Genomic DNA, 12,060 nt, shown 5'->3' on the forward strand with positions numbered 1-12,060 from the left:
ACCGAAGCAATGCAAAGCAACTTGCCAAAGATAAAGGCGACCTTCTTTGCGTGCGCGCACCTGAACATTGTTCACTCGCACACAAATGGTAATGATTCTCACTTGTAGGAATGGCGAACATAACGCTTTTGTTCCGCTGCCCAGCTCAGCATCATTCCAGGTCTGCGCGTCAACGACTATAGCCTGATGCCTGAGCAGAACGATCCCTCATACACGGGCAAGGCCGAATGATGAAAGCGTGCTGCAGGAACTCGTATGAAACCACCTATCGACACCACGCGGCGCATGCTGCTGGGTGGTGCAACAGCGGGCCTGCTACAGAGACTGAGCTGGCTGAATGCGATGTTGCGGGGTGAGGCAAAAGCGATGCAGCCGGGCGCACCGAAGGTGCAGCCGCGGGGCATGCGCGTCGCTTTTCTGCACGATCCGGCGGGGGTGTTGTGGCACATCGCTGACAGCCGCAACAGCCGTAGCTGGCTGCGCGGTGATGGGACTGAAAATGAAATACCGCTTCAGCCCTCTTCGTCGGGCAACAAATCAGGCTCCTTGCCCAGCAAGCGCTGAGCCGCCTCGCTGGGCAAGGCTTCTACCGATTTCAGTTTGCGCGCCATCTGGCGGCTGCGCACTTCAGCCTGATCAATATTCTTGGCGGCGCGTTCCAGCGTCAGTTTGGTAGCCGCCAGCACATCGCCGAACTTGCCGAATTCGGTCTTGACGGCACCCAGCACCTGCCACACTTCCGATGAGCGTTTCTCCAGTGCCAGCGTGCGGAATCCCATCTGCAGGCTGCTCAGTAATGCCGACAAAGTCGATGGTCCGGCGATACTGATGCGGTGCATGCGTTGCAATTCGTCGGCCAAACCGGGACGGCGCATGACTTCCGCATACAAGCCTTCGGTCGGCAAAAACAGGATGGCGAAATCGGTAGTCAGCGGCGGCGACAAATATTTTTCGGCGATGGTCTTGGCTTCGCCGCGAACCGCACGCTCCAACTCCTTTGACGCCTGCGCAACGCCTTCTGCATCAGCCCGATCGGCGGCTTCGACCAGACGCTCGTATTGCTCCTTCGGGAATTTGGCATCGATTGGCATCCACACCGGCGTACCGGCATCGTCGTTGCCGGGCAGCTTGATAGCAAACTCGACCCGCTCACCGCTACCCGGAACAGTCTCCACATTCTTGGCGTATTGCTCCAGCGTCAGCACCTGCTCCAGCAGCATTTCCAACTGTACTTCGCCCCAGGTGCCGCGCGTCTTGACGTTGGTCAGCACGCGCTTAAGATCGCCGACGCCGATTGCCAGTTGCTGCATCTCGCCCAAGCCTTGATGGACCTTTTCCAGACGGTCGGAAACAATCTTGAACGACTCACCCAGGCGTTGTTCCAGGGTCGCATGCAATTTTTCATCGACGGTCTTGCGCATTTCTTCAAGACGCAGACCATTGTCGTTTTGCAGGTCCTTGATCTTGGCTTCCAGGGTAGCGCGTACTTCCGCCATGCGCTGCGCATTCGATTCGGTCAGCGCCGTCAGCGTCTGGTTAAGGGTATCGCCGAAACGCTTGAGCGATTGTGCCTGTTCTTCGCGGTTAGTCTGCGCCTGCTGGTTCATCGCCAGACGCATGCTATCAAGCTGTTGGGCGTTGGTTTCGTTGAGCTTGACCAGTTGCTGGGCGAAGGTGTCGATCTGGTTATTTTGTAGCGTGGCCACGCTGGTCATCTGTGCTGCCAGGGTTTGCTGCAACTGGCCGAAACTGCTGCCTAGTTCCTGCCGCATGCTCTGCGCGCTGCTCTGCACTTCGCTGCGCAGTTCGCGCTGCTGGCGATCGCCGCGATCTTGTTGATCTTGCTGGTGGCGTTGCAGATCGTTTTGCAATTGCGTCAATTGCTGTGCTGGATCGGCGCCACGGGAGCCGCGCACGATAGCGATGATCTGCAGCACAATGATGATAGCGGCAACAGCCAACAGGACGAGCAGTTCGGATGAGGTCATGTGTTCTTAGATAAATGTGAAATTGCGGATGTGAAGCAGCGAGATTTTAACGTGGCAAGCGGCGCGCTATCAGCGCCATCACTTATCACTGCTGAGGATCAGCTTTGTTGCGCATCCAGTCGGCCGTCTGGAAGAAAGACGTCAGCAGGCGCTCCTGCAAACCTTCCTCCATGCCGACTTCGTGCATCGCCATTGCCATGCAGCGCAGCCACTGGTCGCGCTCGGGGGTGGCAATTGCATATGGCAAGTGACGGGCACGCAGGCGCGGATGACCGAAGCGCTCTATGTACAAATCAGGGCCGCCGCTCCAGCCGCTCAAAAACCAGTAAAACTTGTCACGGGAGCCTTCCAGCGCGGTCGGATGCAGAGCGCGGATCACGGCAAATTGCGGTTCCAGGTCCATCAGGTCGTAGAAGCGATCGACCAGAGCGCGCAGCTTATCAGCACCGCCGATCAGTTCGTACAAAGTCGCTTGCCGTGGTTGCCCGGTGGTTTCGGCGGAGGTAGTGTGTTCTGTCGTCATAGGGAAATAATGGAGGCGTAAGCCAGCATTATCCCCGAAATGACGCATCCAGGCGCGATATCAAGCCTCGCGCAACGTTTGCAGCGGCGGCTGATTCAAGACATGCCGTAATCCGACCCAGCCGCCGGCAAACGTGCAACCCGCGCCAATAAACATACCGGCCAGCCATACCAGCGGGCTGAAGGTCCAGGTAAAGTTGAATACGTAGTGCGCCAGCGCCCAGCCGATTGCCGCCGCACCGCTCGCCGCCAGAAAACCGGCCAGGCTGCCGACCAGTGCAAATTCAATCCATTGCGATTGCGACAACTGCTTGCGGGTCGCGCCTAACGCCCGCAACAGTCCGGCTTCTCTGGTCCGTTCATCTTGCGAACCGACCAGAGCGGCGTACATCACCAGCGCACCGGAGGCCAGCGTAAACAGGAACAGGAACTCAACCGCCGCCACCACCTGATCGATCACGCCCTGAATCTGCTTGATGACCCTGCCGATATCGACCACCGTTAAGTTGGGAAAATCGCGCGTCAGTTGATTGGCGAAATTGGCCTGCGCATCCGGCAGATTGAAAGCGGTAATCCAGGTTTGCGGCATGTCGGCCATCAGCTTGGGATTAAGAATGACAAAAAAATTGGCCCGCATCGATCCCCATTCCAGCTTGCGCAAACTGGTGACCGGCGCGCTAACCAATTGCCCGGCGATGTCGAATTGCAGGCGATCGCCAATCTTCAGGTTCAAGGTTTTAGCCAGTCCCTCTTCCACTGAAGCAGCCGGTTGCTGATCACTAAACCAATGACCGGCAGTTAGCACGTTTTGCTCTGGCAAATGGTTCATGGTGGACAGGTTGAACTCGCGATCGACCAGACGTTTGGCGCGGTCGTCGGCATAAGTATCGACGCTGACCGGCTTGTCGTTGACCTGGATCAGGCGACCGCGAATCATTGGAAACAATTCCGGTTGGGCGATACCGATGGCCTGCAGACGATGCGTAATCTCGGCACGTTGCTGGTCCTGAATATTGATTACAAAGCGGTTCGGCGCATCGACCGGGGTGGCCTGGCGCCAGGCGCCGACCAGATCGCCGCGGATCACCGTCAACAGCAGCAACGCCATCAAGCCTAGCGACAAGGCGACGATCTGCACGATGGTAGCGACCGGGCGCCGTTGCAGCGCCGTCAGCGCGAAGCGCCAGCTCGGGTTGCGCGATAAACCACGGACATGGCGCGACGCCTTCAGCGCCAGCCAGCCCAGCAACGCAAACAGACCGAAGCCGCCAAGGAAGCCGAGTGCGGTCAGCAAACCCAGCTTCAAGTCACTAGCCTGCCACAACAGCAAACCGATAAACGTCAGCGTGCCAAGGACGTAGGTGGCCAGCACCATCGCCTGCGGCGCATCCTGCTCGCGCCGGATCACACGGTTATGCGGTACATTGCGCAATTGCAGGATCGGCGGCAGAGCAAAGCCGATCAACAGCAGAAGACCGGTAATCAAACCCTGCAGCGCCGGCATCACACTGGCCGGCGGCAGATCGCTGGAGACGAACTTGCCGAGCAGCTCCAGCAACATGAAATGCGCGCCGAAACCCAGCAACACGCCCACTGCACTGCCCGCCACGCCGATCAGCAAGAATTCCAGCAGATACAATTGCGTCATCTGTCGCTGGCTCAGGCCAAGGCAGCGCAGCATCGCGCAGGCATCCAGATGACGCAGCATGAAACGCCGCGCCGCCATCGCTACGGCCGCCGCCGCCAGCAATGCCGACAGCAATCCCACCAGCGACAGAAACTGCTCGCCGCGATCCAACGTAGCGCGCATTTCGGGCCGAGCGTTTTCCAGGCCCTCAATGCGCACGCCCCTCAGGTTCTCACGCTTGATGTCGCTTTCGACCCACTTCTGGAAATCCTGGATCTGCCGCGCGGCACCGCTCAACAGCAACCGGTAGGTCACGCGCGAGCCGTCCTGAATCAGGTTGGTCGATGCCAGATCAGGCATCGAGAGCATCACGCGCGGGGCGAAGTTGATGAAACCGCTGCCGCGATCCGGCTCCACCACCAGCACCTTGGCGATCTTAAAAGTACAATCACCAAGCTTGAGGGGATCGCCAACCGCCAGATTCAGCGCGCTCAGCATGTTCGAATCCAGCCACACGGTGCCTGCCGCAGGTATCTGCCGGGTGGTCACATCGGCAGCGCCGAGCCGATCGGAGACGACCAGATGGCCGCGCAAGGGGTACCCGCTGCTGACCGCTTTCAGGGAAGCAAGCTGTGAGCGCGTGGCATCACCCTCACCAGCAATCGCCATACTGGGAAACACGACCGTGTCGGCCAGCGTCAGTTGGCGCCGTTCAGCCTCATTGCGCCAGTTTGGGCTAATGCGCTGGTCGGCGGAGATCAGCAGATCGGCACCCAGCAGTTGATGTGCATCGCGCGTCATGCCAGCGCGCATGCGATCGACAAAAAAGCCTACCGCCGACAACGAGGCAACCGCCACGATCAACGCAATCAACAGGAATCGTAATTCACCGGCGCGCCAGTCGCGCCGGGTCATGCGTAGGGACTGTAAAAAAATCATGTGGCCAATCGTTGAAAGACCCAGCGTATGCCACGCCATAATTTGGTCAGCAGCCAGATCGCAAACAGAAAAAACAAAATCAGGAACGCGAACAATAACCAGGGATGGAAGAACGCCGCCCACAAGCCGCCCAGCACCGTGATGTCTTCAGAAAACGATGCGGTCCAGTTGCTTAGCGGCTCCGGCGTGGTGTTGATCATGGCCCGGCTGCCAGCCTTGGTGGCGTGTGCGCCCAGTGCGAACGTGCCGCCGACCAGCGCCGCTACCGTAGTCCAGGCTGGATCCATGTGTCCCATGGCTGCCACGGCCAGGATAGCGCCGGCCGGAATCCGGATAAAGGTATGGATGGCGTCCCATACCGAATCGAGGCCGGGGATCTTGTCGGCCAGGAACTCGATGGCGGTCAGCAAACCAGTCACACCGATGACCCAGGGCGATTCCAATATATGCAGCGCCTGCGGCAGATCGATCCAGCCGGCGCGGCCGAACCAGCCAGCGATGAAAAGCGCCATGTACAGGCGGATGCCGCTGGCCCAAGACAAACCGCCAGCGAGCGCGACATTGGAGAGTGTATCAATCATGATGCCCCCCTTTTTTCGGGATTCGATCTGATGCCGAGACTTGCTTTGGGTACTGATGTGACTCTTGTACTTAGGCTCTAGCGTAACGTAAACCGCCATCAGCCGCGCAAGATTAGCCATGCGGCCAGCAAAATCAACGCCGTACTGAAGCTCAGACGCAACTTGCGCTCAGGCAGACGATGCGCCAGTGCGACACCGGCGGAGACGCTGAAGATGCCGCCGACGGCCAGCGGAATGCCAATGTGCCAGTCGACGTGGCCGGCATAGGCGAAGGTGCCAAGGGCAATTAGCGCTCCCGGCGAGACCAGCGCCAATGCCATACCCTGAGCGGCGGTCTGGGTCATGCCGAAGAACGCCACCAGCGCCGGTGGCGCGACGACCCCGCCGCCGACCCCGAAAAACCCTGAAATAGCGCCACCGATGACCCCGACCACCGGCAGATAACGCGGCCCCAGCAAAGGTTGAGCGCGCCGCAACGACTTCTTGCGGGCGGCGTTCCAGAACAGATACAGGCCCAGCCCGCCCATGAAAACCGCGAAGGCAAAGTGCAATCTGGCGGCGCTGATGATAGTAGCGTACCAGGCGGTGGCATAGGTTACCAGTATCGCCGAGCCGCCCAGCACGACGGCAGAAGGCAAGTCCAGACTGTTGCGCTGACGGTAGCGCCAGAAACCGAGCATCACATTGGGCGCCACCATGACCAGCGCCGTGCCTTGTGCCAGTTGCTGATCCATGCCGTACAGCAGGCCCAGCACCGGGATCGCGATCAAGCCACCACCTATCCCGAACAAGCCGCCAACCCCACCCAGCACGGCGCCCAGAAGCAGGTTGCCAGCAAACAGCGATAATTCTTCAAGCATGATAATCCGGCAGTTGGCGACGGCGTCTCCGCTGAACGGCGGGTGTCCGACGAATGAAAGAAGAGCGGCACCGCGGCAAATGCTGGCGGTGCCGGACGGGTACTACTTGGAATCGACCAGCTGCGCCACGCCGACGTCGCCGCATTGGGCGCGGTTGCGCAATGCATGATCCATCAATACCAGCGCCAGCATCGCTTCGGCAATCGGCGTGGCGCGGATGCCAACGCAAGGATCGTGGCGACCGAAGGTTTCAACGATAGCCGGATTGCCCTGTTTGTCAATCGACTGGCGCGGCGTGCGAATGCTGGAAGTCGGCTTGATGGCAAGCGAGACGGTAATGTCCTGGCCGCTGGAAATACCGCCCAGAATGCCACCGGCGTTGTTGGTGAGAAAGCCGTGACGCGTGATTTCGTCGCCATGCTGAGAACCTTTTTGCGCCACCGAGGCGAAACCGGCACCGATTTCCACACCCTTGACGGCATTGATGCCCATCATCGCGTAGCCGATCTCGGCATCGAGCTTATCGTACAGCGGCTCGCCCAAACCGACCGGGACGTTGGCTGCCACCACATCGATGCGTGCACCACAGGAATCGCCATCCTTACGCAACGCATCCATATACGCTTCAAGTTCGGCGATCTGGCTGACATTAGCGGCAAAAAACGGGTTATTCGGGACATGCTCCCAGGATTCGAACATGATCGGCAATTCGCCTAACTGGCTCATGCAACCCTTAAATGTGGTGCCGTATTGCTGCCGCAGCCATTTCTTGGCGATCGCCGCAGCGCCGACAATCGGTGCCGTCAGCCGAGCCGATGAACGGCCGCCGCCGCGCGGATCGCGGATGCCGTATTTTTGCCAGTAGGTGTAATCGGCATGGCCGGGACGGAAAGTATCGACGATGTTGCCATAATCCTTGCTGCGCTGGTCCTGATTGCGGATCAACAACGCAATCGGTGTGCCGGTAGTCTTGCCTTCGTAGACGCCAGACAGGATCTCGACAGTGTCCGGCTCCTGCCGCTGGGTCACATGGCGTGAAGTGCCGGGCTTGCGGCGATCAAGGTCAGGCTGGATATCGGCTTCCGACAACGCCATTCCCGGCGGACAGCCATCGATCACGCAGCCGATGGCAGGGCCGTGGGATTCGCCGAAATTGGTGACGCTAAACAGACTGCCAAAAGTATTGCCGGGCATGATGATCCAGATAAAGAGGCCTAAAAACGTGATTTTACCAGTGCCGCCCCCCAGGGGCTACCTGAACGGCAGGCTTGTTGCCTTGGAGGTATCAACATGTCGTTCAGCCATGCACGATTCACTGCCAGGCGCCACGCAGGGCTTGCACTTGCTCTTGCAGATACTCGGGTGTAGCCTGTGCCGGCGCCACCGGCTCGCCCACCGCAAGCTGCAATGCCGACAACGGGCCGCGCTTGAACGAACGATGCAAAGGATTACCGGCGCTGCGGGTCCACATGCTGCCCCAGAGTCCGCTCAGTGCCATCGGGATGACAGGCACCGGAGTGCGATCGACGATCTTCTTGATGCCGCCACGGAAGGCGTTCATATCGCCAGTGCTGGTCAGTTTTCCTTCCGGGAAAATACAGATCAGATCGCCGTCTTCCAACGCTGCGGCGATTTGCGCGAAAGCGCGCTCCATGATTTCCGGATTTTCTTTGGCAGGCGCAATCGGTATCGCCTTGGCGGTCTTGAACAGCCAGGCCAATACAGGAATCCTGGAGATTCTGTGATCCATCACGAACCGGATCGGACGCGGGCTGGCCGCCATGATGACGATGGCATCGATGTAGCTGACGTGGTTACACACCAGTACCGCGGCCCCTTCGGCGGGAATCAGATCGCGGTTGATGGTCTTCACGCGATGGATGGTGTGGATCAGGATCCAGGCAATGAACCGCACCAGGTACTCCGGCACCACCGTGAAAATATATATAGCAACAAGCGCATTAAGAATCGCGGTGACCAGGAAAATCTGCGGAATCGTAAAGCCCAGTTGCAGCAATACCAGCGCCACCAGCGCCGCCGCCACCATGAACAAGGCATTCATGATATTCATGCCGGCAATCGTGCGCGACAGATGCCGGGGATCGCAGCGGGTCTGGATTACGGCGAACAACGGCACGATGTACAAGCCGCCGAACAGGCCGATCATGATGCAGTCCATAAGGATGCGCCAGCTGCCGTACTGCTGCAGAAAACCGCTCATATCGACTGCGACGGTATTGGTGTAACTGACGCTGGCCAGAAACAGATCCAGGCCGAATACCGACAAGCCGATGGCGCCAAAAGGCACCAGACCGATTTCAACCTTATGGCCAGACAGACGCTCGCACAACAGCGAACCAACTCCAACGCCGAGCGAAAACACCGTCAGCAGCAGCACAAACACGCTATGGTCGCCATGCAGATAATTCTTGGCAAACAACGGGAACTGCGCCAGCACGATGGCGCCGTAAAACCAGAACCAGGAATTGGCCAGCATCGCCAGGAAAACCGGCCGGTTCTTGCGCGAGAAAGCAAGATTGCGCATCGTTTCCGGGATCGGATTCCAATTGATCTTCAGCGTCGGCTCGGCCGCCGGCGTCAGCGGAATGCGGCGACTGAACAACCAGCCAGCAACCGCAATGGCCAACGTGCCGCCAACCACCAGCTCGATACCCCAGGGCTGATGGAGCACCAGCAGCGCACCCAGCACTTCGCCCAGCAGGATGCCGACGAAGGTACCCATTTCGATAATGCCGTTGCCGCCCACCAGTTCATCCCGGCGCAACTGCTGCGGCAGATACGCATACTTGACCGGCCCGAAGATCGTCGAATGGACGCCCATGCCGACAATCGCCAGAATCAGCAGCCACAAGGTATGCGTCATCCAGCCGACCGCGGCAATCGACATGATGACGATTTCCAGCACCTTGACGTAACGAGCCAAAGACGATTTCTCGAACTTGTCGGCGAGTTGACCGGCGGTTGCCGAAAACACCACGAACGGCAGGATGAACAAACCGGGAATCAGGTTGTTGGGCAGGTTGGCGTCCATGCTGGTCCAGTTCAGCGCTTCGTAGGTAAGGATTGTCAGCAATGCGGTCTTAAATACGTTGTCGTTGAATGCACCAAAAAACTGGGTCCAGAAGAATGGCGCAAAGCGCTTTTGTCGGAGTAAGGAAAATTGACTGGTTTTTGACATGGATTAGGCAAGTGGAAGAGAAATACACCTACTGGCGGCGGCTGATAGCAACTGGCTACAATGAATTAATTCATTTTTGACATTTTTATTTATTGACATCTTTATTCATTGACATCTTTATTCATTGACATCTTTATTCATTGACATCTTTATTCATTGACATCTTTATTCATTGATATTTTTGTGTCTTGATATTTTTGTGTCTTGATATTTTTGTGTCTTGATATTTTTGTGTCTTGATATTTTTGTGTCTTGATATTTTTGTGTCTTGATATTTTTGTGTCTTGATATTTTGATATTTTGATATTTTGATATTTTGATATTTTGATATTTTGATATTTTGATATTCATGCAGTTTACACAAAAATGCGCAAAAAAACCGTTTGCAGCATCATCCCGCCACAAACGGTTTAACGATTTAATGCTGTTCCCGAGGCGGGAAAGAATCCTACTCTTCGGCCGCCGACGGCCAGTCGCGGATATAGGCCTTGAGCATCTTGTTCTCAAAGCCCTGCGCATCCAGTACAGCTTTTGCCACGTCATAAAAGGACATCACGCCGAGCAAGGTGCGCGCATCCATGATTGGCACATAACGCGCGTGGCGCTCCAGCATGATACGGCGTACCTCATTGACCTCGGTGTCGGGGGTGACGGTAATCGGACTATCGTCCATATGCTTGCGCACAGTATTGGTGCCAACCGCTCCGCCGTTCTGATGAATCGCCACCAGCACTTCGCGGAAAGTCAGCATGCCCACCAGCGAACCGAATTCCATCACTACCAGAGAACCGATGTCTCGCTCCGCCATCGTATTGACGACATCGATCAGCGGCGTATCGGGTGTTACTGTGTAAAGAATATCGCCTTTGACTTTGAGGATTTCGGAAACTTTCATAAGGTCATTCTGCCTTCGGTTTGGTTATGCTTGGGTTAAGCTTGCGTACTCGAATGTAGCCTAAGCGAGACCAAAAATCTACCGCGCAGCGCAGCATCGGCACAGTCACTTGAAACGACATGAGATAAAAGCAAAGACCTGCCGGGTATTACTGATGCTGTCGTCAATCAGGACAAGCATTTTGCGTTTCAGACGCAATCTCTCCACGGTTGAGATTGGAGAGAATGTGTGTGTCACAAAAACCCCCTTCGGTTATCGCCGCCTGCCAAGCGCAGGCTACCTGGGGTGATGTCATGAATGATGAAAGTCTCAAGAATTCCATTTTCCCGGAATTGACGCAGGCTACAGCGGCCTCCATGCGCAACATCAGGATCGCGTGCAGATGACCTGTTGACCCGCCAAACTGACACTCACCGGAGCGGCCTGAAGACGCGTGTTGATCCCGGTTCGTGGAACGAAAATATGACTGTTAGTGATGAAAATAGTCCTGTCGGAATTTGCGATACCGTCGGCATACCCTGCGTATTTAATTTATCGCCCGCCGATTTTTATTGCTTGCTCGGTTTCATGCTCGACACTTTGGCTTCCTGCAACTCTAACGCCTGTAAGCGCAACTTCCAACCCGTCATTAACGTTAATGAGTTGCACGTTAGAAAAAGAGATGGATGGCAACGCCTGCAACGTTGCCTTACCTCCGAGAATGTCCGCCATAAAGGGAGCCGCTACAGAGCGCGGCGATAGTTGCTGACGCGAGAAATTCCGTGGCCCGGTGTGTGCTGCAGAACAATTCTGAGGATGCGATGGCTGCCGCCCAACATGACCAAAATTTGATTGCTGAAGTCGCAAGCCGCCGTTCGTTAGGGATGCGTTATTCAAAATTCATACTCCGTCACCGGTAAGTACTAAAAAGTATTGCGCGATCAAGCAATGCCGCCCCGCTCACCATACTGTTTATAAAAATACCATTCCCAACCCAGACAAAATGCTATAAAAATATCAACCCTTGCAATCTTTAAATGCCTAAAACACAGCTGACTTTGTAAGCAACAGACAGCACTCACTGAAACACACCTACTGATGCTTCAGGTGTTCAGCAGTTGAGCGTTTCCCGATTAATGTGATGGTGGATTTTTGTATTCTCCAGAACGACCGCGGTCATCTGCGCAGAATCGCTTTCCCTGGCTGTCTGATCGAGAAATTTTACGAAAGCAGGATGTTAGATTATAGTGGACCCGGAAATCCGGACAATAGTTTAAGGAGTATCCTGCACTGAACAACGAAGGCAGGATATGAACGAATTAAAACGAAACAGTTTCAGCGGACAACAAAAAGCGAAGGTGGCACTGGATGCGGTACGAGGTCTCAAGACAATCAACGAGATCGCCCAGGAGCACAATGTCCACCCGACCCAAGTGCGGCAATGGAAGAAAGAATTGGTTGAACAGGCTG

General features: G+C 56.4%; 10 protein-coding genes. 2 read left to right on the top strand and 8 right to left on the bottom strand.

Annotated elements, in window-relative coordinates; genetic code table 11:
• Positions 1–255 precede the first annotated feature (255 nt).
• Positions 256–564, top strand: coding sequence for a hypothetical protein (locus tag ACIQ0R_RS01905; protein ID WP_395823137.1), 309 nt, complete (start codon positions 256–258; stop codon positions 562–564).
• On the opposite strand, the gene ACIQ0R_RS01910 is transcribed toward ACIQ0R_RS01905, so the two are convergent.
• The 8 genes from ACIQ0R_RS01910 to ACIQ0R_RS01945 all read right to left on the bottom strand — a co-directional run bounded on the left by ACIQ0R_RS01910 (position 513) and on the right by ACIQ0R_RS01945 (position 10,611).
• Positions 513–1,988 carry a DNA recombination protein RmuC gene (locus ACIQ0R_RS01910; RefSeq protein WP_395823139.1) on the bottom strand — a complete coding sequence of 492 codons (1,476 nt, stop codon included), beginning with the start codon at positions 1,986–1,988 and terminating at the stop codon, positions 513–515. The two genes, ACIQ0R_RS01905 and ACIQ0R_RS01910, sit on opposite strands and share 52 nt — an antisense overlap.
• 85 nt (positions 1,989–2,073) lie before the next feature.
• Complete coding sequence (locus tag ACIQ0R_RS01915; RefSeq protein WP_395823141.1) at positions 2,074–2,511, bottom strand: group II truncated hemoglobin; 438 nt, start codon at positions 2,509–2,511, stop codon at positions 2,074–2,076.
• A gap of 60 nt (positions 2,512–2,571) precedes the next feature.
• Positions 2,572–5,073 (bottom strand): ABC transporter permease, encoded by a 2,502-nt coding sequence (locus ACIQ0R_RS01920; protein WP_395823153.1) that lies wholly within the window; start codon positions 5,071–5,073, stop codon positions 2,572–2,574.
• A complete protein-coding gene (locus ACIQ0R_RS01925) occupies positions 5,073–5,657 on the bottom strand; it encodes a DUF4126 domain-containing protein (RefSeq protein ID WP_395823143.1) in 585 nt (194 codons plus the stop codon). The genes ACIQ0R_RS01920 and ACIQ0R_RS01925 overlap by 1 nt, the downstream gene beginning before the upstream one ends.
• 98 nt (positions 5,658–5,755) lie before the next feature.
• Entirely contained in the window at positions 5,756–6,517 is a 762-nt protein-coding gene (locus ACIQ0R_RS01930; RefSeq protein WP_395823145.1) for a sulfite exporter TauE/SafE family protein, read from the bottom strand.
• 102 nt (positions 6,518–6,619) lie between these two features.
• Entirely contained in the window at positions 6,620–7,711 is a 1,092-nt protein-coding gene (gene aroC, locus ACIQ0R_RS01935; protein WP_395823147.1) for a chorismate synthase, read from the bottom strand.
• Between the two features lie 118 nt (positions 7,712–7,829).
• Positions 7,830–9,716, bottom strand: a complete 1,887-nt coding sequence (locus tag ACIQ0R_RS01940) for an MFS transporter (protein WP_395823149.1) — start codon at positions 9,714–9,716, stop codon at positions 7,830–7,832.
• 448 nt (positions 9,717–10,164) lie between these two features.
• On the bottom strand, positions 10,165–10,611 hold the full coding sequence (locus ACIQ0R_RS01945) for a CBS domain-containing protein (RefSeq protein ID WP_395823151.1): 447 nt from the start codon (positions 10,609–10,611) through the stop codon (positions 10,165–10,167).
• A 1,289-nt stretch (positions 10,612–11,900) separates the two neighbouring features.
• On the opposite strand from ACIQ0R_RS01945, the gene ACIQ0R_RS01950 reads away from it, so the two are divergent.
• On the top strand, positions 11,901–12,060 hold a 160-nt coding region (locus ACIQ0R_RS01950), incomplete at its 3' end, for a transposase (protein ID WP_395823155.1).

Source organism: Collimonas sp., assembly GCF_044339385.1.
Classification (GTDB): domain Bacteria; phylum Pseudomonadota; class Gammaproteobacteria; order Burkholderiales; family Burkholderiaceae_D; genus Collimonas.